25 protein-coding genes are annotated in these 24207 nt (G+C 71.7%); 8 read left to right on the top strand and 17 right to left on the bottom strand.

The window, feature by feature from the left end; all coding sequences use genetic code 11:
* Window positions 1-48: 48 nt before the first annotated feature.
* From AC067A_RS02310 to AC067A_RS02295, 4 genes are all read right to left on the bottom strand, one after another.
* Window positions 49-1335 carry a hypothetical protein gene (locus AC067A_RS02310; protein ID WP_478613319.1) on the bottom strand — a complete coding sequence of 429 codons (1287 nt, stop codon included), beginning with the start codon at window positions 1333-1335 and terminating at the stop codon, window positions 49-51.
* Window positions 1325-1876, bottom strand: coding sequence for a DUF6114 domain-containing protein (locus AC067A_RS02305; RefSeq protein WP_478613316.1), 552 nt, complete (start codon window positions 1874-1876; stop codon window positions 1325-1327). The genes AC067A_RS02310 and AC067A_RS02305 overlap by 11 nt, the downstream gene beginning before the upstream one ends.
* Before the next feature lie 107 nt (window positions 1877-1983).
* Entirely contained in the window at window positions 1984-2646 is a 663-nt protein-coding gene (locus AC067A_RS02300) for a DUF6230 family protein (RefSeq protein ID WP_478613313.1), read from the bottom strand.
* Window positions 2647-3250: 604 nt separating this feature from the next.
* Window positions 3251-4216, bottom strand: coding sequence for a tetratricopeptide repeat protein (locus tag AC067A_RS02295; protein WP_478613310.1), 966 nt, complete (start codon window positions 4214-4216; stop codon window positions 3251-3253).
* A 322-nt stretch (window positions 4217-4538) separates the two neighbouring features.
* On the opposite strand from AC067A_RS02295, the gene AC067A_RS02290 reads away from it, so the two are divergent.
* Window positions 4539-5174, top strand: coding sequence for a TetR/AcrR family transcriptional regulator (locus AC067A_RS02290; protein WP_478613307.1), 636 nt, complete (start codon window positions 4539-4541; stop codon window positions 5172-5174).
* 65 nt (window positions 5175-5239) lie between these two features.
* Here the strand turns inward: AC067A_RS02290 and AC067A_RS02285 are convergent, their stop codons facing one another.
* The 4 genes from AC067A_RS02285 to AC067A_RS02270 all read right to left on the bottom strand — a co-directional run bounded on the left by AC067A_RS02285 (window position 5240) and on the right by AC067A_RS02270 (window position 9101).
* A complete protein-coding gene (locus AC067A_RS02285; protein ID WP_478613304.1) occupies window positions 5240-6940 on the bottom strand; it encodes an acyl-CoA mutase large subunit family protein in 1701 nt (566 codons plus the stop codon).
* A 71-nt stretch (window positions 6941-7011) separates the two neighbouring features.
* Window positions 7012-7344, bottom strand: coding sequence for a DUF3817 domain-containing protein (locus AC067A_RS02280; protein WP_478613301.1), 333 nt, complete (start codon window positions 7342-7344; stop codon window positions 7012-7014).
* 44 nt (window positions 7345-7388) lie between these two features.
* Window positions 7389-7898: a MarR family winged helix-turn-helix transcriptional regulator gene (locus tag AC067A_RS02275; protein WP_478613298.1), complete on the bottom strand. Its 510-nt coding sequence runs from the start codon at window positions 7896-7898 to the stop codon at window positions 7389-7391.
* A gap of 9 nt (window positions 7899-7907) precedes the next feature.
* Window positions 7908-9101 (bottom strand): MFS transporter, encoded by a 1194-nt coding sequence (locus tag AC067A_RS02270; RefSeq protein WP_478613513.1) that lies wholly within the window; start codon window positions 9099-9101, stop codon window positions 7908-7910.
* 342 nt (window positions 9102-9443) lie between these two features.
* On the opposite strand from AC067A_RS02270, the gene AC067A_RS02265 reads away from it, so the two are divergent.
* Window positions 9444-10436 (top strand): ArsR/SmtB family transcription factor, encoded by a 993-nt coding sequence (locus AC067A_RS02265; protein WP_478613296.1) that lies wholly within the window; start codon window positions 9444-9446, stop codon window positions 10434-10436.
* A gap of 56 nt (window positions 10437-10492) precedes the next feature.
* Complete coding sequence (locus tag AC067A_RS02260) at window positions 10493-11509, top strand: glycoside hydrolase family 6 protein (protein WP_478613293.1); 1017 nt, start codon at window positions 10493-10495, stop codon at window positions 11507-11509.
* Window positions 11510-11600: 91 nt separating this feature from the next.
* Here AC067A_RS02260 and glxA read toward each other — a convergent pair whose 3' ends face one another.
* From glxA to AC067A_RS02225, 7 genes are all read right to left on the bottom strand, one after another.
* Window positions 11601-13580, bottom strand: a complete 1980-nt coding sequence (glxA, locus tag AC067A_RS02255) for a radical copper oxidase GlxA (RefSeq protein WP_478613290.1) — start codon at window positions 13578-13580, stop codon at window positions 11601-11603.
* A gap of 3 nt (window positions 13581-13583) precedes the next feature.
* Window positions 13584-15440, bottom strand: a complete 1857-nt coding sequence (locus AC067A_RS02250; RefSeq protein WP_478613287.1) for a glycosyltransferase family 2 protein — start codon at window positions 15438-15440, stop codon at window positions 13584-13586.
* 90 nt (window positions 15441-15530) lie between these two features.
* Window positions 15531-16229: a TetR/AcrR family transcriptional regulator gene (locus tag AC067A_RS02245; protein ID WP_478613284.1), complete on the bottom strand. Its 699-nt coding sequence runs from the start codon at window positions 16227-16229 to the stop codon at window positions 15531-15533.
* Window positions 16226-16885, bottom strand: coding sequence for a DUF4166 domain-containing protein (locus tag AC067A_RS02240; protein ID WP_478613511.1), 660 nt, complete (start codon window positions 16883-16885; stop codon window positions 16226-16228). Before AC067A_RS02240 ends, AC067A_RS02245 begins: the two co-directional genes overlap by 4 nt.
* Before the next feature lie 38 nt (window positions 16886-16923).
* A complete protein-coding gene (locus tag AC067A_RS02235; protein WP_478613282.1) occupies window positions 16924-17646 on the bottom strand; it encodes a hypothetical protein in 723 nt (240 codons plus the stop codon).
* A gap of 164 nt (window positions 17647-17810) precedes the next feature.
* Complete coding sequence (locus AC067A_RS02230) at window positions 17811-18104, bottom strand: MTH1187 family thiamine-binding protein (protein WP_478613279.1); 294 nt, start codon at window positions 18102-18104, stop codon at window positions 17811-17813.
* Window positions 18101-18454, bottom strand: coding sequence for a DUF3817 domain-containing protein (locus tag AC067A_RS02225; protein WP_478613277.1), 354 nt, complete (start codon window positions 18452-18454; stop codon window positions 18101-18103). Before AC067A_RS02225 ends, AC067A_RS02230 begins: the two co-directional genes overlap by 4 nt.
* 107 nt (window positions 18455-18561) lie before the next feature.
* Between AC067A_RS02225 and AC067A_RS02220 the strand changes: the two genes are divergently transcribed.
* The 4 genes from AC067A_RS02220 (at window position 18562) to AC067A_RS02205 (ending at window position 21192) form a co-directional block, all read left to right on the top strand.
* Window positions 18562-19200, top strand: coding sequence for an AIM24 family protein (locus AC067A_RS02220; RefSeq protein ID WP_478613275.1), 639 nt, complete (start codon window positions 18562-18564; stop codon window positions 19198-19200).
* Entirely contained in the window at window positions 19200-19850 is a 651-nt protein-coding gene (locus AC067A_RS02215; protein WP_478613273.1) for an AIM24 family protein, read from the top strand. Before AC067A_RS02220 ends, AC067A_RS02215 begins: the two co-directional genes overlap by 1 nt.
* Window positions 19847-20632 carry an AIM24 family protein gene (locus AC067A_RS02210; protein ID WP_478613270.1) on the top strand — a complete coding sequence of 262 codons (786 nt, stop codon included), beginning with the start codon at window positions 19847-19849 and terminating at the stop codon, window positions 20630-20632. The genes AC067A_RS02215 and AC067A_RS02210 overlap by 4 nt, the downstream gene beginning before the upstream one ends.
* A gap of 83 nt (window positions 20633-20715) precedes the next feature.
* The gene (locus AC067A_RS02205; protein ID WP_478613268.1) at window positions 20716-21192 is read left to right on the top strand and encodes a MarR family winged helix-turn-helix transcriptional regulator; all 477 of its coding nucleotides are present in this window, start codon (window positions 20716-20718) and stop codon (window positions 21190-21192) included.
* A gap of 62 nt (window positions 21193-21254) precedes the next feature.
* On the opposite strand, the gene meaB is transcribed toward AC067A_RS02205, so the two are convergent.
* Together meaB and AC067A_RS02195 are read right to left on the bottom strand one after the other, a co-directional pair.
* Complete coding sequence (meaB, locus tag AC067A_RS02200; protein WP_478613265.1) at window positions 21255-22211, bottom strand: methylmalonyl Co-A mutase-associated GTPase MeaB; 957 nt, start codon at window positions 22209-22211, stop codon at window positions 21255-21257.
* Between the two features lie 29 nt (window positions 22212-22240).
* Window positions 22241-23443, bottom strand: coding sequence for an acetyl-CoA C-acetyltransferase (locus AC067A_RS02195; RefSeq protein WP_478613263.1), 1203 nt, complete (start codon window positions 23441-23443; stop codon window positions 22241-22243).
* 137 nt (window positions 23444-23580) lie between these two features.
* Here AC067A_RS02195 and mce point away from each other — a divergent pair, with 137 nt between their 5' ends.
* The gene (gene mce / locus AC067A_RS02190) at window positions 23581-24033 is read left to right on the top strand and encodes a methylmalonyl-CoA epimerase (protein ID WP_478613260.1); all 453 of its coding nucleotides are present in this window, start codon (window positions 23581-23583) and stop codon (window positions 24031-24033) included.
* Window positions 24034-24207 lie beyond the last annotated feature (174 nt).

The following is a 24207-nucleotide window of genomic DNA, read 5'->3' as shown; positions in this document are numbered from 1 at the left end:
GGTGGACGGGGGCTTCGTCGTGTGCGGCTCCCGGAGTGGTACGGGGGGTCAGCTGGGCTCGATGCTGTTGCGGAGGCCCTTGACGCTGAGGGTGCCGCCGAACTGGCCGGCCTGCTTGAGCTTCACGTTGGTGAAGAAGACGTACGGGAGGTCCAGCGGGGGCGGGGACTCCGGGCCGAAGGTGATCGGGATGATGCCCAGGAGGTTGCCCTTGAGCTCCTCCGTGTACATCGTGACCGTGCCGTCGGTGATGGTGGACGTCGAGCCCTGGGCGGAGCGGACGTGCGCCGTACGGCCCTCGGAGTGGTCCGTCATCTGGTGCAGGTCCTTGATGTCCACGCCGGTGGCGGTGAACTTCAGGACCTTCTTGATCTTGCCGCCGTAGGTCTTCACCTCGACGATGCCGTGGTACTTCAGGCCCTTGAGGGTGAGCAGCGAGCTCTCCAGGCGCCAGGGCTCGTCCGGGAGCAGGGCGAGGCCGGGCTCCAGGTCGGCGGCCGCGAGCGCCGCGTCGTCGCGCTCGGGGCACGGGAAGCGGGGCTTGGCGCCCTCGGGTATGTCCTCGTCGGTCGTGACGTCGAGGCCCTTGGTCTTCGGCGACAGCTCCGCGGTCTCGACGCCGGCCTTGTCGGCGGCCTCCCGGATCGCGGCCTTCGTCTTGTCGGCGGCGTCGGCGGCGGGCTCGGAGGCCGGCTTCGCCGTCGTGGCCGTCGGCTTCGGCGCGGTGGTCGCGGCCGGCGCGTCGTCGGCCGCCGCGGGCGCGACCGGGGCCTGGGTCGTCGGCGCCGCGGTCGTGGGCGTGGCCGACGGCGTCGGGTCCGGTCCGTCGAGGAGGTCCTTGAGGGCGTCGCCCCAGCCCAGCGGGTCCAGCGGGTTGGCGGACTTCGTCGGCGTGGGCGTGGCGGAGGGCGTGGGCGTGGCGGACGGCGTCGCGGCCGGCTGCTGGGCCCGCTCCTGGGTCTGCGGCGCGGCCGTCTCGCCGGTGGCCGTCGCGGTCGGCGTCGGCGTGGCGGTGGTGGACGGGGTGGCGGAGGGCGTGGCCGAGGGGGTGGCCGTCGGCTTGGCGCTCTCGGTCGGCTTCGCGCTCTCCGTGGCCTCCGGAGTCGGCTCGTCGGAGCGCGTGACGCAGGGGCCGGGGGCGAAGGGGATGTCCTTCTCGTCGGCGAGGGCGGGGCTGGGCGCGAAGCCCATTCCCACGAGCACGGCGGTCGGCATGGCGGCCAGCGCCATCGCCTTGCCCGCCGGGCCCTGGATCCTGTTCAGCAGCGTCTTGCGCGGGGCCGCGTGCCGCGGGCCCCCCTTCGCGAGCGCCGACTGAGTCTCGTCACCCCGCACTGTTCCTCCCGCCCTTGGCGTCGATCGTCGTTTCGGTCAGGTGGTGCTCCGCCTCGCGCTGCTCCGGGACGCCGGGGGCGTACAGGGCCTCGGTCTCGGCGAACTCCTCCGGCGCGTCCTCGCCTTCGGCGTCGACGACCTCCTCGACCGGCGGCGCGGGCGCCCAGGCGATGGACATGCCGCCGCCGACGAGGGAGAGCAGGAATCCGATGAGGAGACCGCCGAAGTTCGACACGGGGATGGAGACCAGCCCCAGCACGATCGTCGCGACACCGGCGAAGACCCGGACGATGGGCTGGTACCACATCGTCAGGCCGAGCGTGATGAGCAGGACGCCGATGATCAGCGCGCCGGATCCGGCGGTCGTCTTCATCGCCATGGTGATGTTGCCGAGCCTCATGTCCCCGTAGGGGAGGTAGGCGATCGGCACGCCACCGAGGATGGTGAGCAGTCCCGCCCAGAAGGGCCGGGTCTGACGCCAGACCTTGAACCGGTTGTCCTGCTGGGGGACTCCGTGGGAGGCAGGGGTCTCGGCGCTCATGGAAACAGCTCCCTGGAAGCGGTGTTGCTGAGAAGAGGTACGAAGCGGGGCCGCCGGGCCCCGGAGCGGGTGCGGGCCGCCGGAGCGGCCCGCACCCTGGGGCCGGATCAGCCCTGGAAGCACTCCTTCGAGGTGCCCCGGTGCAGGGACAGGCTCAGGTCGGGGAGCTTGAAGGTGGCGGCCGTGGTGGCCCACGCCTTCTGCTTGACCTTGGTCAGCGTGACGCTGTCGGCGCGCTGCGCGAAGCCGTTCTCGTTGGCCTGGGTGTTGGGCTGGATGCCCTGGCCGTCCGCGTGCTTCGGGAGCGAGCCGGCCGCGACGCCGATGTCGATGTTCTTGAACTCGGCGTCGGCCTCGAGGTACGAGACGTCGAGGTAGAGCTCCTTGGCGTCGACCCGCTTGTCGGGGTCGGAGGCGCCCTGCGTGCCCGCCTCCAGGCGGAGGGTGATGTCGCCGAGGCCCGGAACCGGGGTCACGACGGACTGGCACATGTTGGTGATCTTGGCGGTGTCGAAGCCGGAGACCGCGACCGGGGCGCCGAACGGCGTGCCGTCCAGCTTCTTGCCCTTGGCGACGCTGCCGTACTGGACGAACTCGGTGCCCTCGAGCTTGTCGGTCGAGACCTTGAACTCCTGGCCGGAGATCGCGAACGACGCCGCGAGCGCACCCTGGGCCAGGCCGACGCCGATCGCGGCCGTCGCGGCCACGCTCGGGACCATGACGACGGCGAACCGCTTCCACCTGGTTCCGCCACGAACCTGGGACTTCATGAGAATTCCTCCTTCTCGGACGTACATCTCCGGAAGGGCCAGGGGCCCGTCCTGGGATGGGAGAAGAGCTACGTCCTCGGGAAGGAGAGCGCCGAGGCATCGGGCGGCGCGCTGCGCGTCCGAATCAAGGCGATCACCCCCGAGCGACAACCATGGGCCACGCGTTTCGCGTGGCCTGAGTTGGACAGGCCCCACTCGGTGAGAGCGGGAACCCCCCTGTCCACGACCGGTACCGGGGCACCGGTCCGCTCGGTGGGGACCTTCGCCGCGTTCCCGGTTGGTTTGCCGGGGGTGGTGCGGTTCGGACCGAGCGTCGCCGATCGTGGTCCATTCCGGCCCCCCGCACAAGGGGGTTCGTTACTCGCTAGTAACGGGTGGATAACCAGGCGATGGCGAGGCGGCGCCGAACGGGCACGCAGGGTGCGGTCATGTGACCGCGAATATCAGCGGATAACCGTAAGAATCCGGACAGAATCACGGATTTGATTTACTACAAGTAACAGCGGCCGCGATTACCAAGTTTTGGTAAAGCGCGGCCGCCTTCTGTCGCTCTGTCGCCAAATCGTCCGACGATCCGGCGCCCGTCAAGGGGACGGGAAAGGCCTCAGAACAGCACCCGGGCGAGGGCCTGGCGGCCCGCCGTCACGCGCGGGTCGTCGGCACCGATCACCTCGAACAGCTCCAGGAGCCGCAGCCGCGCCGCGTCCCGGTCCTCGCCGGCCGTGCGGCGCACGGTCTCGACCAGGCGCCCGAAGGCGTCCTGCACGTGACCGCCCACCAGGTCGAGGTCGGCGGCGGCGATCTGGGCGGCGACGTCGGCCGGATCGTCCGCCGCGTTCTTGCGGACGACACCCGGGTCGAGGTCCTGCACCCGCTGGAGGAGTTCGGCCTGGGCGAGGCCGAGCTTGGCCTCGGGGTGAGCCGGGTCGTCGGCGAGCACGTTCTTGTACGCCTGCACCGCGCCGGCCAGGTCGCCCGCGTCGAGCGCGGACAGGGCCGCTTCGAGCAGCGCGTCGTACGGGCCGGCGGGGCGCGGGGCGGGGGCCGAACCGTCGGCGTCGGCGTCCACGGCGATGCCGGTGAGGCCGAAGCGCTCCTCGCCGATCTGGATCAGCTGGTCGAGGGTCTCCCGGATCTGGCCCTCGGGCACCGCGCCCTGGAAGAGCGGCAGCGCCTGACCGGCGACCACCGCGAAAACGGCCGGAATTCCCTGGATGCCGAACTGCTGCATCAGCATCTGGTTGGCGTCGACGTCGATCTTCGCGAGCAGGAAGCGGCCGCTGTACTCGACGGCCAGCCGCTCCAGGAGGGGGCCGAGCTGCTTGCACGGCTCGCACCACTCGGCCCAGAAGTCGAGGACGACCGGGACCTCGGCGGAGCGCTGGAGCACATCGCGCTCGAAGCCCGCCTCGTCGACGTCGATCACCAGGGCGGACGGGGGCACCGCGGCGGAACCACCCTGCCGGGCGGCCTCGGCGCGCACCTGCTCCGCCTTGGCCTTGGCCTCTCCGGCCGCCTTCACCGCGGCGAGGTCGACGACGCCGCTCATGGACATGTTTCGGGGCTGCATGGGTACATCCTCCCCCTTCCGCGCGCGGAACCGGTAAGCCATGGCTGAACCGTGCCGTCCGCACGTCTCCCGCCGGTGTGCGAGACGCGTGGACGACACGGTTCTTCGTCTTCGTCCGCCATCGGGTCCCCACCCGATGGACCGCCGGGTCCCCACCCGGCACTGTGGTTGTCGCTCAGGCCGCTCAATGCCTTTCGCTACAGGTCGTAGCGTATCTCCGGAGGGGGAGCCGGCGGGAGGGCCCGGACGGGATCCGCACGGTGAACTGCCTCACACCGCACGCCCCTGGCGCGATACCTACCGGCGGGTATGGTCGGTTTCCATGTGTAGCCGCACCAACCCCCGCAACAGTCGTACCGGGCGCCCCCGCTCCACCGAGGCCGACACGGCCATCCTGGAGGCGACCCGGGCCGCTCTGGTCGAGCTGGGCTGGTCCAAGCTCACGATGGGGGACGTCGCCGGCCGCGCCGGGGTTGCGAAGACGACCCTGTACCGCCGCTGGGCCAACAAGAACGAGCTCGTGGTGGACGCCGTCGCCGTCCTCTTCGACGAACTCGAACTCCCCGACCTGGGTTCCCTCCAGGCCGACATCGAGCACGTCGTCCTGCAGTTCGCGGCGCTCCTGGAACGCCCCGAGACCAAGACGGCCCTGATGGCCGTGGTCGCCGAGTCCACCCGCGACGAACCGCTCCGCGAACGCATCCGCGCCTCGATCGTCGAGCGCCAGAAACGGCTGGTGCTCGCCGGCCGCATGCGGGCGCAGCAGCGCGGCGAACTCCCCGCGCGCCGCGACCCCGTCGCCACGGACGCCACCGACGACCTGATCTTCGACGTGATCGCGGGCGCGGTCGTCCACCGCGCCCTGGTCAGCGCCGAGCCCGTCGACGAGGCGTGGGTGGCCCGCTTCTCCGCCCTCCTGGTGGGCGGCCTCGGAGCGGTGGCGGCGGTCGGCGGCTGAGCCGAGCGGGCGGCCGGGGGCGGTACGGGGACTCCCGGGCCGCCCCGCCGCGAGGTGCGGAACCGTCAGAAACCCGGGGGCTCCGTGTAGACGCCCCATTCGTCGCGGAGCGCGTCGCAGATCTCGCCGAGCGTGGCCTCGGCCCGTACGGCCTCCAGCATCGGGGCGATCATGTTCGAGCCGTCCCGGGCCGCCGCCAGCATGGCGTCGACCGAGGCGCGGACCGCGGCGTCGTCACGGCGCGCCTTCCGCTCGCCGAGGACCCGGACCTGCTCCCACTCGACCTCGTGGCTGACGCGGAGGATCTCCAGGTCGCCGGTGACCGAGCCGTGGTGGGCGTTGACGCCGACGACCCGCTTGTCGCCGTTCTCCAGGGACCGCTGGTAGCGGAAGGCGGCGTCGGCGATCTCGCCGGTGAACCAGCCGTCCTCGATGCCGCGCAGGATGCCGGAGGTGATCGGGCCGACGGGGTGGCGTCCGTCGGGGTGGGCGAGGCGGCCGCGTTCCCTGATCCGGTCGAAGATCTTCTCGGCGTCGGCCTCGATGCGGTCGGTGAGTTGCTCGACGTACCAGGAACCGCCCAGCGGGTCGGCCACGTTGGCGACGCCGGTCTCCTCCATCAGCACCTGCTGGGTGCGGAGCGCGATCTCGGCGGCCTGCGCGCTGGGGAGCGCGAGGGTCTCGTCGAGGGCGTTGGTGTGGAGCGAGTTGGTGCCGCCGAGGACGGCGGAGAGGGCCTCGACCGCGGTCCGCACGACGTTGTTGTACGGCTGCTGGGCGGTGAGGGAGACGCCCGCCGTCTGGGTGTGGAAGCGCAGCCACTGGGCCCTGTCGGTCCTGGCGCCGTACACCTCCTTCATCCAGCGGGCCCAGATCCGGCGGGCGGCGCGGAACTTGGCGATCTCCTCGAAGAAGTCGAGGTGGGCGTCGAAGAAGAAGGACAGGCCGGGGGCGAAGACGTCCACGTCGAGGCCGCGGCTGAGCCCCAGCTCGACGTAGCCGAAGCCGTCGGCGAGCGTGTACGCGAGCTCCTGCGCGGCCGTCGCCCCGGCCTCGCGGATGTGGTAGCCGGAGACCGAGAGCGGCTTGTACGCGGGGATGCCCCGCGCGCAGTGCTCCATGAGGTCGCCGATGAGACGCAGATGGGGCTCGGGCTCGAAGAGCCACTCCTTCTGCGCGATGTACTCCTTGAAGATGTCCGTCTGGAGCGTGCCGTCGAGCACGGCCGGGTCGACGCCCTGCCGCTCGGCCGCCACCAGGTACATGCAGAAGACGGGCACCGCCGGGCCGGAGATCGTCATCGAGGTGGTGACGTCGGCGAGCGGGATGTCCCTGAAGAGGACCTCCATGTCGGCGGCGGAGTCGACGGCGACGCCGCAGTGGCCGACCTCGCCGAGGGCGCGGGGGTCGTCGGAGTCCCGGCCCATGAGGGTGGGCATGTCGAAGGCGACGGAGAGGCCGCCGCCGCCGGCCTCCAGGATCATCTTGTAGCGCTCGTTGGTCTGCTCGGCGCTGCCGAAGCCCGCGAACTGGCGGATGGTCCAGGTCCGGCCCCGGTAGCCGGTCGGGTACAGGCCCCGGGTGAAGGGGTACTCACCGGGCCAGCCGATGCGCTCGAACCCCTCGTAGGTGTCGCCGGGGCGGGGGCCGTACACCGGCTCCACCGCGTCCCCGGAGAGCGTGGTGAAGTCGGCGTCCCGCTTGTGGGCCTTGTCGTAGCGGGCCTGCCAGCGGCGGCGGCCCTGCTCGATGGCGTCAGCGTCCATGTCCCGAATCTACCGGGACGCCCCCTGCGCGCCGGTGCCGAACCTCCGCACCCGGGTGCGGAGGCGGGAGGTCAGGCCTTGACGGGTTCCGGCCGCGCGCCGGCGACCAGCGGCAGCGTCTCGGCGACGACCTTGCGCTCGACGAAGAAGGCGGCGGTCGGGATGGTGCCGCTGATCAGGATCCAGATCAGCTTGCCGAAGGGCCACTTCGCCTTGGAGCCCAGGTCGAAGGCGACCACGAGGTAGATGATGTAGAGGACGCCGTGCAGCTGGGAGACCGCGAAGGTCAGGTCCTCGCCGACACCGAAGCCGTACTTGGCGACCATGCACGCGCACAGGATGAGGAGCATGACCGCGGTCACGTAGGCCATGACGCGGTAGCGGGTCAGCACGCTGGATTTCATGCCGTCGAGCGTAACGGCACGTTCCGGGCGATCTACGTGGGGGGCTACTTCTCCTCGAAGTCGTCCGCCGCGACCCGCAGCGGGCGCAGCATCGCGAAGATCTCGGCGCACTCCTCGGCGTCGTAGGCCCCGAGGCCGAACTCCATCTCCATCAGGTCCCGGGTCGCGGACTCGACGACCTCACGGCCCTTCCCGGTGATCGAGGCCAGGGTGCCGCGGCCGTCGTTGGGGTTGGGGCGCTTGGCCACGAGGCCGGACTTCACGAGCCGGTCCACCGTGTTCGTCACCGAGGTGGGGTGGACCATCAGCCGCTCGCCGATCTTGGACATCGGCAGCTCCCCGGCCTTGGAGAAGGTGAGCAGCACCAGGGCCTCGTACCGCGCGAAGGTCAGCCCGTACGGCTTGACCACGGCGTCGACCTCCGCGAGGAGGATCTGGTGGGCGCGCATGATCGAGGTGATCGCGGCCATCGAGGGGACCGGACCCCAGCGCTTCTGCCAGAGTTCGTCGGCGCGTGCGATGGGGTCGAAGGGGAGACTGAGCGGCTTCGGCACGCGTCGACCTTACCGACTGGTCATATGCCGGTCAGCCCCGTCTCGCAGTTCGGTCGCCCGCAGCTCCACGACGACGGCGACGACACAGGCCGTGCCGAGCACTCCGGCGCCCGCGACGACCGCGTGGACGGACGCGAACTCGGCCGCGAGGCCGGCGGCCGCCATGCCGACGCCCTGGACGGTCATCATGCCCGCCGTCATCAGGGTCATCGCCCTCCCCCGCTGCTCCTCGGGTACGGCGGCGACGAACCAGGCGTCGAGGCCGAGGGTGTACGCGCCGGTGGCGCCGGCCAGGAAGAGCGCGAGGGCCGCCAGGACCAGGCCCGGCCTGGGGGCGTAGAGGAGGTAGGGCAGGACGCTCACCACCGCGAGCGGCACCACGACGCGGGAGCGGGTCGCCGCGCTCAGGAAGGAGCCGGCGAAGAGCTCGCCCGCGATGGTGCCGACGGGCAGCGCGCACATGAGCAGACCGAGGGCGGCGGTGGAGGCGCCGATCTCGTCGGCGTAGGGGGCGGCGAGGGCCTCGGGCACGACGGCGAAGAGCGGCGGCACCCAGAACATCAGCATCAGGGCCCGCACCCGCCGGTCGCGCAGGACGGCCCAGGTGCCCGCGAGCCCGCTCCGCGCCGCCCCGGCCGCCCGTGCCGGACGGCGGACGGTCCCGAAGCGCAGCAGCAGCGCGGAGACGACGAAGGTGGTGGCGGTGACCGCGAGGGCGCCGCGCGGGGGTACGGCGGTGAGCAGGACGCCGCCGACGGCGAAGCCGGTCAGCAGGGCGCTCTGCGAGACGATCCGCAGCAGCGAGCGGCCGAGGACGAAGAGGTCGCCCTCGCCGAGGATGTCGGCGAGGGTCGCCATCCGGGTGCCGTTGAAGACGGGCGAGACGACGGCGATCGCACACCGCAGCGCCAGCAGGACGGCGACGGGGGTCGCCGGGACCACCATCGTGGCGACGCAGGCGGCGCAGACGAGGTCGCAGACGACGAGGATCCGGCGGGGCGGCAACCGGTCGGTCAGCCCGGCGAGCAGCGTGCCGCCCACGAGGTACGGCAGGAACCCGAGCGCGAACGTGAGCGACGACAGCAGCGGCGACCGCGTCAGGTCGTACACCAGCACCGTCAGCGCCAGCTCGCTGACGACCACGCCGACCAGCGAGAACAGGTGCGCCACGAACACGAACCGGAACTCCCGCACGGCGAACACGGCACGGTAACCGGGGGCGGGAACGACGGGCGCGGACGCGGCCGGCTCGGGGGCGGGGGCGGGAGCGGGTACGGCCGCAGGCGGCTCGTCGGCGGGGGTGTGCGCCGGGGCGCCGGCAGGGGTGTGCGGGGCGGGGGCGGCCGACTCCCCGGCGGGGGTGTGCGCCGGGGCGGGCTTCCGGTCCGGGGCCGAGGCGGGCGTGGCGGCGGTGGGGGGCGCGGGGGTCGGGGCGGGGGCCGGTTCCGGCGGCCGGGTGTCGTTCGTGGGCATGGAGGGCAGCGTGCCCGGCGCGAGGGTCCCGCCCTAGACTTTCGGCTCCAGCCGAATGTCCGGGGAGGGCCGGTGCCGTACCACCTGCATTTCGGCGAGGCGGACCCGATGCGGATCCGGTTCGCGATCTCGCCGCTCTGGGAGACGCACTCTGCCGTGCGGGTGCTCGCCCGGCCCGCCAAGCAGGGGTACCACCTGCCCTGGATGCGGCGGATCGCGGGCGCCGCGCGCGGACTCGACCTGGGTCCGCTGCACCTCCTCATGCCGCTGCGGGGGCACAGCCCCGACTCGCTCTATCCGCCGCCGCTGGGGCCCGCCGCGTCCTTCGAGGAGGAGATCGAGGCCGTGCGGGAGACGGATCCCGCGGTGGCCCTGTTCGACTTCGAGCGGGCGCTGGCCGAGACGCCGGGGGCGGCGGAGACGGCGGAGGGACGGCGGATGCTCACCGATCCGGCCGGCGCGGTGGAACGGCTCGCCGACCTCCTGGAGGCGGCGTGGGCGGCGCTGATCGAGCCCGACTGGCCGCGGCTGCGGGCACTCCTCGAGGCGGACGTGGCCTACCACTCGCGCCGGCTCGCGGAGGGCGGGCTGGAACGGCTCCTGGGCGAGCTGCATCCGGCCTTCGACTGGGCGGCGGAGACGGCGACGCTGACGGTCGCGTATCCGGGTGAGCACGTGCGTCCGCTGGACGGGCAGGGGCTGGTGCTGATGCCCTCGGTGTTCACCTGGCCGGACGTGGTGAGCGGCTTCGACCCGCCGTGGCAGCCGACGGTGGCGTATCCGGCGCGCGGGATCGGCGGGCTGTGGTCCGGGCCGGCGGACCGCACGCCGGAGGTGCTGGCCCGGCTGCTCGGCCCGGTGCGGGCCGACGTGCTGTGCGCCCTGGAGGAGCCGATGGGGACCACGGCGCTCGCGCACCTGCTCGGGCGGGCGCCCTCGTCCGTCTCCTCCCACCTCGCCGTGCTGCGGGACGCGGGACTGCTGTCCTCCCGGCGCTACGGCCATCAGGTGCTGTACGAGCGGACCCCGCTGGGGATCGCGGTGTCGCAGCCGGACGCGAAGTGACCGACATGTCACGATGACGCCGCACGTCCCGTCGCGTACCCGACCCTGGGGGCCGGATGTCCCGCCGCACCGTCGCCGCCGCCGCGCTGGCCCTCGTCTCCGCGCTGTTCCTGACCGGGTGCGGTGCGGACGAGCCGTCGACGGGCCCCGTCGGCCCGCCGTCCGCGCGCGGCGAGGCCGCGGCCCCCGCGTCGGGCTCCCCGTTCTGGGTGGACCCGGACAGCGACGCGGCCAGGCAGGTGCGCCAGTACGAGGCCCAGGGCAGGACCGAGGACGCCCGGGTCCTGAAGCGGATCGCGGACCGCCCGGCCGCGGAGTGGCCGGCCGGTGACGACCCGGTGCCGGAGATCACGCGTGCGGTCCGCGGCGCGGCCGCCGAGAAGCGGACGGCCGTCTTCGTCGCGTACAACATCCCGCACCGCGACTGCGGGATGTACTCGGCGGGCGGTTCGCACGACGCGCAGGCCTACCGGAACTGGGTGGACGCCTTCGCCACGGCGATCGGGGAGGCCTCCGCGATCGTCGTCCTGGAGCCGGACGCGGTGCCGCACATCGTCGACGGCTGCACCCCCGCCCAGTACCACGACGAGCGCTACGAGCTCCTCGCCGGGGCGATCGAGCGGCTGAAGCGGCAGCCGCGCACCCGGGTCTACCTGGACGCGGGCAACCCGGCCTGGATCGACGACCCGGGCAAGCTGGTGAAGCCGCTGCGCCGGGCCGGGATCGCGCGCGCGGACGGCTTCTCCCTGAACGTGTCCAACTTCCAGCGCGACGACGTCGTGAAGGGCTTCGGCGCCACCCTCTCGGGGCTGCTCGGCGGCACCCACTTCACGGTGGACACGAGCAGGAACGGCGCCGGCCCCCTCCCGGGCGACCGGGCGGAGTCCTGGTGCAATCCGCCGGGCCGGTCCCTCGGCGTACCGCCGACGGACCGGACCGGGGACGGACTGATCGACGCCTACCTGTGGGTCAAGCGCCCCGGCGACTCGGACGGCCAGTGCCGCGGTGGCCCGGCCGCCGGAACCTGGTGGCCGGAATACGCCCTTGGCCTGGCCCGCCGGGCGAAGTCCTAGGTGTATTGACCCGCGGCGTCGTCGACGCGGCTGACCGGAGGCCTGCCGGTCGTGCCGGGCACGGCGCGGCGGGCGTGCGTGCCGGCCGGGGTTACTCCACCTGGATCCACTTCGCCTCGGACGGGATGCCGTCCTGGTCGGTGACGAAGAGCATGTACCAGCCGGGCGGGACGAGGGTCCGGTCCCGCGGTACGCCGACGGTGAGTGTCATGCCGTCCTGGCCCTTCGTCAGGCCGAGCTCGATCGAGCGCTGTTCGACGTCCGTGGTGTGGGTGACGGCGCTGGGCCGCATCAGCCGTGCCTTGACGATCCGGCCGGCGTCCTTGGTCTTGAAGGTGGCGCGGCCGTTCTGGTCGAGCTCCGGCGAACCCTCCCCCAGGACCGGCCGGTCGTCGCCCGCCTTGTGGAGGTAGGGCGGGGTGAAGACCTCGATGCGCTGCTCGAAGGTGCCGAGCTTGGTGTTGTCCTTGTCGTCGAAGAGCGGGTCGGAGCCGAAGGTGGCGACCCGGCCGTCGGGAAGGAGCAGCGCCTCGGAGTGGTAGTTGCGCCCGACGGTGGGTTCGGCGGCCTCGCTGAAGGCGTTGGTCCCCGGGTCGTAGAACTGCGCCTTGAGGATGTCGCTGCCGCCGCGGCCCCGGTAGTCCCCGGAGCCTCCGGTGGTGAAGACGGAGTCGTCGGGCATCAGGACGCTGCTGAGGTAGCGGGTGCCCTGCGGGAGCGAGGGGCCGTCGGTGAAGGCGGGGCTGTCCTTCGAGAGGTCGATGACGGAGGTGCGGGCGGTGGACTCGGCGGACTCGCCGACCCCGCCGCCGCCGAGGACCATGACCTTCTGGTCCTGGGCGGGGGGCAGCAGCAGGGAGGCGGAGGTCTCCAGCCGGTCGGGCCGGGTGAGGCCGCCGAGCTTGGTGAAGGAGTTCTTCTCCAGGTCCCAGATGCCGGGTTCGCGGCCCTTGTCGGCGGGGCCGTAGCCGGCGTTGGAGCCGGTGTAGAGGAGCTTGCCGCCCTTGGTGAGGAAGAGGGACGGGTAGGTGGGGAAGTAGCGGAAGGGGCCCTTGGACCACTTCTTGGTCTCGGGGTCGTAGTACTCGTTGTCGCCGGGGACGACGTCGCCGACGTCGTTGAGCCCGGAGACGGCGAGGACCCTGCCGTCGTCGAGGGTGACGAGCGTGGGGTACCAGCGGGCGTTCCTCATCGGGGCGACCGGGAGGTACTTCTCGGCCTTGGGGTCGAACTCGTAGGCGCCCTTGATGCCCTGGAAGTCCTGCTTCTCGGTGGTGAGCTTCTGCGCGAGGCCGTAGACGTTGTCGGCCGCCTCGCCCTTGAGGCCGACGACCTCGTACTGCGCGGCCTCGGTGGTGAGGGCCTGCGGGCCCTCCTCGCGCGCCTCGACGAAGACGCGCGCCTCGGCGGCGGTCACCTTGGTCTTCCACGGCTTCATCTGGCCGCTCTCGAAGTAGGAGATCTCGAACTCGCGCTTGGCCTTGGGGACGGTGACGTCGAACTTGGAGACGTACTCGACCCCGGACGGGGAGCGGAAGACGGTGCCCTTCTTGAGGGTGACGGCCTCGTCGGGGCTCTCGTTCTTGACCCGCATGCCGCCGCCGGCCTTCTTCACCTCGCCGTCGAGGATCTCGTAGCGGGCGGTGCCGCCGGCGACGAGCAGCCGCCCGTCGGGGAGCTGGGAGTGGCCGGAGCAGAAGAAGTCCTCGGGGGTGGGGATCTTCTTGAAGGTGTTCTTCACGGGGTCCCAGAGGATGGACTCGAAGGTCCCGGCGTCGAAGTTCTTCTGGCTGTTGCCGGATCCGGCGATCAGCAGCACCTTGCCGGTGCGCAGGAGCGCCGCGTGGATGGCGTTGACGCGGTACTCGGCGGGGACGGGGACCTCCGCCCAGGAGCCGTACCGCCGCATGTACTCGGGCCGGGCGATCTTGTACGCGTGGTACTTCTCCTCCGCGAAGGAGACGGCGGCGGGGGCGTTGAGCGCCGCCAGGAGCGCGACGGCCGAGGTGCCGAGCAGGGTCTTCTTGAACTTCTTCGGCGGCTTGAACTTCTTCGGCGGCCGGTGGGCCATGGCTCAATTCCCTCCGGTCGTCGTCGGAGCGGGCGCGGAAGGCGCGGGAGGGAGCGCCGTGACGGCGGGTCGGACCTCGACCCCCTCACGGACCTCGATCTCCTCACGGACCTCGATCTCCTCGCGGGCGTCGGCGAGGCCACGGGCCCTCGCGCGGGCCCTGGCGTGTGCGCGGGCGCGCCGGGCGCGGCGCTCGAGCACCGCCGTGACGGTCCAGACGGCGAGCGGCGCCAGGGCGATGACCAGGGCGAGCACGGTCCAGGTGCGCATGGCGGCGTGGGTGTGGCCGTAGCGGACGGAGGCGGCGAGCGAGGCGATGAGGACCACCGCCCAGCAGAGGTGGATCCGGAAGGTGAGGATCCGGTCGGGGCTGGCCGCGCCGCCCTTGGGGGTGACGACGAAGCGGCCGCGGGTGCGGAGGATCGCCGAGCCGAGGGACTTGAGGTAGACGGGGGCGGAGATCGCGGACATCGCCATGCCGGCGAGGCCGCCGGAGCCCTCGGGTTCGTGGGGCGAGACGTTGTGCCGCCGGTTCCAGAGGTAGAGCCCGATCTGGAGGGCGACGGCGTCGCTGTAGATCATCAGCCACACCTGGGTGGAGACCTGGGTGCCGGAGGCGCCGAGCCAGAGGTAGAGGACGCAGCTGAGGATGCCGAGGACCCAGTTGACGGCCGTCATCGGGTAGTAGACGAGCATCAGCGTGTAGTTGAGGAAGCGGCCCGGCGGGGTGCGGAAGGGCGCCTTCCAGAACTGCTTGAGGAGCGTCTCGTACGTGCCGCGGGACCAGCGGAGCTGCTGGGTGAAGAAGTCCGTCCAGGAGGCCGGTCCCTCGCCGACGGCGAGGACGTCGGGGGTGTAGACGGAGCGCCAGAAGCGGCCGGTGCGGGGGTTCTTCCTGCGGTGCAGTTCGAAGCCGGTGGCCATGTCCTCGGTGACGGAGTCGTACAGGCCGCCGATCTGCTTGAGTGCGGTGATCCGCACGGCGTTGTTGGTGCCGACGAACATGGGGGCGCGGTAGCGGTTGCCGGCCCGCTGGATGAGGGCGTGGAAGAGGAACTGCTGCGACTCGGCGGCCTTGGTGACGAGGTTGTCGTAGTTGCCGTAGACCTGCGGGCCGACGACGAAGGCGACGTCGGGGTCGCGGAAGTAGCCGAGCATCCGCTCCAGGAAGTCGGGCAGCGGGACGTGGTCGGTGTCCACGGAGGCGAAGAAGTCGTACGCGTCTCCGTGCTCGGCGAGCCAGGCGTTGTAGTTGCCGTGCTTGGTCCTGGCCCGGTGGACGCCCTTCCTGCGGTTCCACTCGGGGACGCCGGCGCGGGTGAAGTGACGGACGCCGAGTTCCGCGCAGAGGGCCTTGGCCTCGGCGGAGTCGCCCTCGTCGAGGAGCCACACGTCGAGGGGGCCTTCGTGCCGCAGCCGCACGGCTCCTTCGAGGGTGCCGCGGACCATGGAGAGCGGCTCCTTGCCCGGGACGTACGTGGTGAGGAAGGCGACGCGGGTGCCCTTCTCGGGGTACACGGGTATCGGGTCGCGGGCGACCATGGTGGCGTGCGCGATCGAGGTGACGTTCACCAGCATGAAGAAGCAGATGAGGCCGATCGACACGAGCATCACGGTGTCGTACGGCACGCGCCAGGTGTCGTCGCCCTCGCGGACGGTCCAGTGGCTCGGCCAGACGAGGTAGGCGAGGAGCAGCGCCGACAGGAGGGGCGCGAGGCACATGAGCAGGACGGCTCGTATTCGGTGCGGTTCCTTCGAGAGCAGACTCCGGTACTGCACTTCGTAGGCCACGGGGTCCGGCTCGGTGAGCGGGCCGGCGAGTCGGCTGTAGGTGTCGTAGTCGTAGCCTCCCGGCTGCACGGTGCCTCCAGCTGTCGTCGAACATACCTATATCCCCACGAAAAGGGACATTGTTCGACGTGTCGACCGGAGTCGTCCGAGTGAGGGTTTTTACCGGGCGCGGCCGGTCTGCCGGCGCAGCGTGTACGTGACGGCCTTCCGGGCGACCGGGTTCAGCTCCTCCACCGCGGCCATCAGGGCGCCGAGCTGTTCGAGCGCCGCGAAGGCCGCCTCCGCCCCGCCGGGGTCGACGCCCTCGTAGAGCCCGAGGCCGATGAACGAGGCGCCGACGGCGCGGGCGAGCCCGGCGGGGTCGGTGAACTCGGCCAGCGGTGTCCCGGCGAGGACGCGGACGAGCACCTGCTCGATCTCGGCGATCCACAGGTCGAGCCCGGCCGCGGTGGCCGGCACGAGCCGGGGGTGCGTCTGCGCCCCGGCCAGCAGCTGCCCCAGGAAGGCCACGTGCCCGGCCTTCCGCTCCTCCTCGTGCATCTCGCGCCCGAAGGCGAGCAGCTCGGTAAGGCTGCCGACGGAGCGGAGGCGCTCGCGGTGGCGGGCGACCCGCTGCTCCGCGCCGTGCCGGCAGGCGGCGGCGAGCAGCTCGTCGACGGAGCCGAAGTGGTAGAAGACCAGGGCCTGGTTCACTCCGGCGGTGGCCGCGATGGCGCGCGCCGACGCCTTGGCGATGCCCTGCTCGACGAGGGTGCGCAGCGCGCCTTCGAGGAGCTTCTCCCTCGTCTCCTGGCTCCGGGCGTCCTGCGCCGGCGCCCTGCGGCTCTTCACGCCGCCGCCGGTGGCGTCCCCGCTCATGCCCGTACCTCCTCGCGCACCGGGCGCAGCCCCGCGCGCACCCCACGGGACCGTACCTCCGCGTACTCGGCGGTGAACGACCCCTGGTAGCCGAAGAGGGGGCCGAAGTACCGGTTGACCACCCGGACGTCGATCCGGAAGCGCCCGGTGCGCTCGTCGAAGGACTCGCGCACCTCGGCCCGGCCGCCGACCAGTTCCGGCACCCGTACGTCCAACGGGCCCTCGCGGAAGCGGTGTTCGCCGGAGGTGATGAGGAGCGAGCCGTCGGGCTCGGCGGACAGGTGCAGGTCGCTGGCGAGGTGCTGGTGCGTGCCGAGGTAGTCGAGGACGCAGTCGCGTTCGGGGCTGTGGACCATGGTGGCGTCGAAGCGCCGGGGTCCGCCGGGCAGCGCGAAGGTGCGGACGAAGGTGACGGTCTCCCGCCCGTACGAGTCGGCGTACGGCACGTTCTCGATGCGGAAGGGGACGTCGCGGCCGGTGCGGGGCAGCAGGATGTTCCGCAGCCCGCCGACGGCGAGGAACGGCTTCACGAACGTCCGGCCGTGCCAGATGCGGTCCATGACGCCCCGCCCGACGCACAGCTCCCCGCTCGCGAGCCCCACCGAGAAGCGGCGCCGGAGCTCCGGGTGCAGCCGCTCGAACTCGGCGTCGCCCATGGCGGTGCGGAAGATGGAGGGTACGGCGGAGGTCGCGGTCACGGCTGCTCCAGGGCGGCGAGGAGCCGGGGCTCCCGGGTACGTGCGGGCGGGGTGCGCAGACAGCGCCGGGCGGCGGGGGTCCGCGACGAGGGCGGTACGAGGACGGCGGCGGCGAGCCCGAGGACGGTGAGCGGCACGGCGGCGAGCGGGGCGAACGCCGGCAGCAGCGGGCCGGCGGTCCACGGAACGGCCACGGCCAGCACCCGGGCGAGGAGTTCGAGCAGCCAGCGGTTCCGGGAGCGCTCCGGGGTGATGCCCCGCTCGCACCAGAGCCGCAGCCGGTCGAAGGACCAGGCCGTGGCCCAGCCCATGAGGGGCCGGAAGACGAGGCGGTCGGCGACGCGGCCGGGGAGGCCCCAGCGCGGGCGGTAGTCGTAGCCGGTGAGGAATCGGACGCCGTCGGCGGTGGGGACGTACCTCCAGTAGCCGCTGCCCTCGGCGAGCAGGGACAGCGGGTGCGGCGAGGCGAACCGGAGGGCCGAGACCCGGTCGCCGCCGGCCCGGTGGCGCTCCCCCGCGGAGACACCGGTGCCGGCGACGGCCAGGAAGGGCAGCACGCGCGTCGCGTACCGGAAGCGCTGGGGTTCGTCCTCGGCGCGCGGGAGGTAGTCGATCTCCGTGAACCGCAGGTCCCACCGCTGGTGCCGGGCGGGTTCCTGGGTGCGTTCCCAGAGCGTCTCCAGGTCCACGCGCACGCGCGTCTCGATGTAGAGACCCATCACCGTTCCCCCGGCTCGTCCGGCATTTTGAGCGACCGCTCAAAACTGCCCGCGAGTGAAGGTAGCCGATTTTGAGCAGTCGCTCAACCGCTCGGCACGAAGAAGCCCCCGGTCCTGGACGGCGGATGCCGGGACCGGGGGCTCTCGGGGTTCACGGCCCGGCGTCAGGCGCCGAGGTGCCGCTCCACCGTCTCGACCTTCGAGGTCAGACCGTCCGTCACACCGGGCCGGATGTCGGCCTTCAGCACCACCGAGACGCGCGGCGCCCGCGCCTCCACGGCGGCGACGGCGCGCTTCACGACGTCCATGACCTCGTCCCAGTCGCCCTCGATCGAGGTGAACATGGCGTCGGTGCGGTTCGGCAGCCCGGACTCGCGGACGACCCTGACGGCGTCGGCGACGTACTCGCCGACCTCCTCCCCCACGCCGAGGGGGGTCACGGAGAACGCGACGATCACGCCTTCACCACGCCCTCGGCCGCCGCGGCCCGTGCGCGGGAGGCGATGACCGCGTCCTCGGCCTCGCGCTTGAGCTTGCGCTCGGCGTAGAAGCCGCCGAAGGGCAGCACCGAGAGGGCGAAGTACAGGGCGGCGGTGCCGAAGCTCCACTTGGTGCGGTTCCAGGCGTCCAGCCAGAAGAGGACGTACAGGACGAACAGCAGGCCGTGGACCGCGCCCATCACCGGCACCGCGTTGAAGTCCGTCGTCCGCTTGAGCACCGAGCAGACCAGCAGGAGCAGGAACGAGACGGCCTCCGGCGCGGAGACGAGCCGGAGCCGGTGGAGGGAGGAAGCGGTCTTGATGTCCACGGAGGGGGTCACCTTCGTTCGGTCTTGTGAACGGATGCACAAGGGCCCGTCCATTGTGCATGCCGACTTTGCTGTCTCTTTAGCCGGGGGCCCAGTACCTTCCTGGGGTGGCAACGTTCCGACTCCAAGGCAGCAAAGTGCTCGCCGTCTCCATGACCGGCGACTCCGTCAAGGCGAAGAACGGCTCGATGGTCGCCTACGACGGCCAGATGGCGTTCAAGAAGATGAGCGGTGGCGGTGAGGGCCTGCGCGGCATGGTGACCCGCCGGCTCACCGGCGAGCAGATGGAGGTGATGGAGGTACGCGGCCAGGGAACCTGCTGGTTCGCCGACCGGGCCTCCGAGATCAACCTCGTGTCCCTGCACGGCGACAAGCTCTGGGTGGAGGCGAGCAACCTGCTCTGCACCGACGCGGGGCTGCGCACCGGCACCACCTTCACGGGGCTGCGCGGCGGCGCGACGGGCAACGGCCTCTTCACCACCACCGTCGAGGGCACCGGCCAGGCGGCGATCATGTCCGACGGCCCGGCGGTGGTGCTGCGGGTGACCCCGCAGTACCCGCTCCAGGTCGACCCGGGCGCGTACATCGCCCACCAGGGCAACCTCCAGCAGCACTTCCAGTCGGGTGTGACCTTCCGCACCCTCATGGGCGAGGGCGGCGGCGAGGCGTTCCAGATCCGCTTCGAGGGGGACGGCCTCGTGTACGTCCAGCCGAGCGAGCGCAACACCGTCGGGGGCGACGTCTGATGCCGTTCCGCGAGATCAACTCCAAGATGGTCGAGGCGACCGTCATCCCCGGGCAGCGGATGTTCAGCCAGCGCGGCGCGATGCTCGCGTACCGCGGCGACGTCAGTTTCACGCCGAACATGGCGGGCGGCCAGGGCGGCCTGATGTCGATGATCGGCCGCCGGGTGGCCGGCGAGGCGACCCCGCTGATGACCGTCGAGGGCAACGGCACCGTGATGTTCGGCCACGGCGGTCACCACATCCAGGTGATCGCGCTCACCGGCGACACCCTGTACGTCGAGGCCGACCGCCTGCTCGCCTTCGACGGCACCCTGGAGCAGGGCACGATGTTCATGGGCTCGCAGGGCGGGGTCATGGGCATGGTCCGCGGCCAGGTGACCGGTCAGGGCCTCTTCACCACGACGCTTAGGGGGCACGGCTCGGTGGCCGTCATGGCCCACGGCGGGGTCGTCCAGCTGCCGATCACCCCGGGCAACCCGGTGCACGTCGACCCGCAGGCGTACGTGGCCCACCACGGCGACGTGCGGAACAAGCTCTCCACCGCGCTCGGCTGGCGCGACATGGTGGGACGCGGCTCCGGCGAGGCCTTCCAGCTGGAGCTGAGCGGCAGCGGCGCGGTGTACGTCCAGGCCTCGGAGGAGAAGCTGTGAGCACCCCTGTCATCCACGACCCGCACTCCCTGCCGTCGGACGACAACGTCAACCCGTACACCTTCTGCGTGGAGCTCAAGGGCTCCCAGTGGTTCCTGCAGAAGGGGAAGATGATCGCCTACTACGGGCGGATCGAGTTCAACGGCATCGGTCACGGCCGGCTCGACCGGCTGGTGCGGACGTCCTTCCACTCGCCGCTGCACGCGAGCGACTGGGTGGTGGCCGAGGGCAGCGGCAAGATGCTGCTGGCGGACCGGGCCTTCGACGTGAACTCCTACGACCTGGACAACGGCAACCTGACGATCCGCTCGGGCAACCTCCTGGCCTACCAGCCCACGCTCGCGCTCAAGCAGTCGATCGTGCCCGGCTTCGTGACCCTGATCGGCACGGGGAAGTTCGTGGCCGCGTCGAACGGCCCCGTGGTCTTCATGGAGCCCCCGATGCGGGTCGACCCGCAGGCCCTCGTGGGCTGGGCCGACTGCCCCTCCCCCTGTCATCATTACGACCACGGCTACATGACCGGCGTGATGGGCGGCGTACGGGCCCTGACGGGCATCGGCGGCACCTCGGGCGAGGAGCACCAGTTCGAGTTCGTCGGCGCGGGCACGGTGCTGCTCCAGTCGACGGAGCTCCTGATGGCGGAGCGGGCGATCGGCGGGCCTCCCGCACAGGCGGGCGTGCCCGGCGGGCAGGGGGCGCACGGTTCCGGCCAGGGCATGCCCGGTTCGGTACCGCGCCTTCCCGGCCAGCTCGGTGACCTCCAGCGTCGCTTCGGTCTGTGAGCGGTAGTCTGCGGAGTGTGACGTCTTCGAACGCGCGCTCCCAGACTTCGTCAAGTATTCAACTTCTTAGGTAGAATCCACATATGGAGACCGAGACCGCCACCCCGTGGCTCAGCGAGGGCGAGCAGTGCGCCTGGCGCACCTTCCTGGACGTCCAGCGCATGCTGACGTACCAGCTGGAGAGGGACCTCCAGCCGTTCGGGCTGACGATGAACGACTACGAGATCCTGGTGAACCTCTCGGAGTCGGCGGACCGGAGGCTGCGCATGAGCGACCTCGCCGCGGCCACCCTCCAGTCGAAGAGCCGGCTCTCCCACCAGATCACCCGCATGGAGAACGCCGGCCTCGTCCGCCGCGAGAACTGCGAGTCCGACCGCCGCGGGCTCTACGCCGTCCTGACCGACGACGGCATGGAGACCATGCGCAAGGTCGCTCCGCACCACGTCGAGTCGGTGCGCAGGCACTTCATCGACCAGCTCAGCGGCGAGGCCCTCGGCGACCTCCACGAGTCGCTCAAGCCGGTCGCGGAGCAGCTGCGCGGCCGCCGCGGCAAGCCGTGACCTGACAAAGACGGGAAGGGCCCCTCCGGACGTCCGGAGGGGCCCTTCCCGTGTGACCGGGGTCAGTTTCCGGTCAGGCTCGCGATCAGCTCGTCGGAGGCCGCGTACGGGTCGAGGATGCCCGCCACGATCCGCTCGGCGAGCGCGTCGAGGCGCCGGTCGCCGTGCAGGTCGCCGATGCGCTCGCGCAGGGCGGTGACCGCGATGGCCTCGACCTCGCCCGCGGCACGGGCCCGGCGGCGCTCCGCGAGGACCCCGCGCTCCTCCATCCAGGCGCGGTGCTTCTCCAGCGCCTCCACGACCTCGTCGATCCCCTCGCCGCGCGCCGCGACCGTCTTGACGATCGGCGGCCGCCAGTCGCCGGCGGCCCGCGCCTCGCCCAGGCCCAGCATGTGGTTGAGCTCGCGGGCGGTGGAGTCGGCGCCGTCCCGGTCGGCCTTGTTCACCACGTACACGTCGCCGATCTCCAGGATGCCCGCCTTCGCGGCCTGGATCCCGTCGCCCATGCCCGGCGCGAGGAGGACGACCGAGGTGTCGGCCTGGGCCGCGATCTCGACCTCCGACTGGCCGACGCCGACGGTCTCCACCAGGATCACGTCGAAGCCGGCCGCGTCCAGGACGCGGATGGCCTGCGGCGCGGACCGGGCGAGACCGCCGAGGTGGCCGCGGGTGGCCATGGAGCGGATGTAGACGCCCGGGTCGGAGGCGTGCTCCGACATCCGGACCCGGTCGCCGAGCAGCGCTCCCCCGCTGAACGGGGAGGACGGGTCGACGGCCAGGACCGCGACCCGCTTGCCCGCCCGCCGGTAGGCGGAGACCAGCGCCGACGTCGAGGTGGACTTGCCGACGCCGGGCGAGCCCGTGAGGCCCACCACGTACGCGCCGCCGGTGAGCGGCGCGAGCGCCGCCATCGCCTCGCGCAGCTGCGGGGACGCCCCCTCCACGAGCGAGATCAGCCGGGCCACGGCCCGTGGCCTGCCCTCCCGTGCCTGGGTGACCAGAGCGGGGACGTCCACCATGTGCGGGCTCCTTGCCTGCCTGGAGTGACTTACTTGCCGGCGACGCGGATGATCAGCGCGTCACCCTGGCCGCCGCCACCGCAGAGGGCGGCCGCGCCGATGCCGCCGCCGCGGCGCTTCAGCTCCAGGGCGAGGTGCAGCACCACACGGGCGCCGGACATGCCGATCGGGTGGCCGAGGGCGATGGCACCGCCGTTGACGTTCACCTTCTCGGGGGTAACGCCCAGGTCCTTCATTGACTGCACGGCGACGGCGGCGAAGGCCTCGTTGATCTCGATCAGGTCGAGCTCCTCGACGCCGATGCCCTCCTTCTTGAGGGCGTGCAGGATGGCGTTGGACGGCTGCGACTGGAGCGAGTTGTCCGGACCCGCGACGTTGCCGTGGGCGCCGATCTCGGCGATCCACTCCAGGCCCAGCTCCTCGGCCTTGGCCTTGCTCATCACGACGACCGCGGCGGCGCCGTCGGAAATCTGCGAGGAGGTGCCGGCGGTGATGGTGCCGTCCTTCGCGAACGCCGGACGGAGCTTGCCGAGGGACTCGGCGGTGGTCTCGGCGCGGATGCCCTCGTCCTTCGAGAAGATCACCGGGTCGCCCTTGCGCTGCGGGATCTCGACCGGGGTGATCTCCGCCTCGAAGATGCCGTTCTTCTGGGCGGCGGCGGCGCGCTGGTGCGAGAGGGCGGCGATCTCGTCCTGCTCGGGGCGCTGGATGCCGAGGCGGGTGTTGTGCTTCTCCGTGGACTCGCCCATGGCGATGCCCTCGAAGGAGTCGGTGAGGCCGTCGTACGCCATGGCGTCGAGCATCTCGATCGCGCCGTACTTGAAGCCCTCGCGGGACTTCGGCAGCAGGTGCGGGGCGTTCGTCATCGACTCCTGGCCGCCGGCGACGACCACGTCGAACTCGCCCGCGCGGATCAGCTGGTCGGCGAGGGCGATCGCGTCGAGACCCGACAGGCACACCTTGTTGATGGTGAGGGCGGGGACGTTCATCGGGATGCCGGCCTTGACGGCGGCCTGGCGGGCGGGGATCTGGCCGGCGCCCGCCTGGAGCACCTGGCCCATGATCACGTACTGGACCTGGTCGCCGCCGATGCCGGCCCGGTCGAGGGCCGCCTTGATGGCGAAGCCGCCGAGGTCGGCGCCCGAGAAGGACTTGAGCGAGCCGAGCAGGCGACCCATGGGCGTGCGGGCGCCCGCGACGATCACTGAGGTGGTACCGGTCGTTCCAGACATGAGGCACGGCCCCTTGGGATGAGGAGTGAACGAGGGTTTACCGCCAATGTACTGAGAGGCGCGGCGCCCGGTCACCGGCCCGATGGTGTGATCGCGCGCACGTTGCGTAACCACCCTCCCGGCGGTGCACTGGAGGAATGCTGACGCGAATCGACCACATCGGGATCGCCTGTTTCGACCTGGACAGGACTGTCGAGTTCTACCGTGCCACGTACGGTTTCGAGGTCTTCCACTCCGAGGTCAACGAGGAGCAGGGCGTCCGCGAGGCCATGCTCAAGATCAACGACACCTCCGACGGCGGGGCCTCGTACCTCCAGCTCCTCGAACCGACCCGGGAGGACTCCGCGGTGGGCAAGTGGCTCGCCAAGAACGGCGAGGGCGTGCACCACATCGCCTTCGGCACGGCCGACGTCGACGGGGACGCCGCGGACATCCGGGGCAAGGGCGTGCGGGTCCTCTACGACGAGCCGCGGACCGGCTCGATGGGGTCCCGGATCACCTTCCTCCACCCCAAGGACTGCCACGGCGTGCTCACGGAACTGGTCACCTCGGCCAAGCCGTCCACCGACCACTCCTCAGCGGAGCACTGACCCCCGGATTCCTGGCCCGGTAGAGTGGGCGGCTCCGGGCCGGGGCCGGTCGGGGCTGCCCCGCGTGGCACCGAAGTCGGGATGTCGGGGTCGTCCGATCTGCCACGATTCCCCGGGGGTCCGTCCTCGGCCGTGAGGGCGGTGCTCGTTGGAGTGTTGCGACCAGGGGACGGA

Source organism: Streptomyces sp. NPDC043176, assembly GCF_056436715.1.
This window is presented reverse-complemented; position numbering and strand designations above follow the sequence as displayed.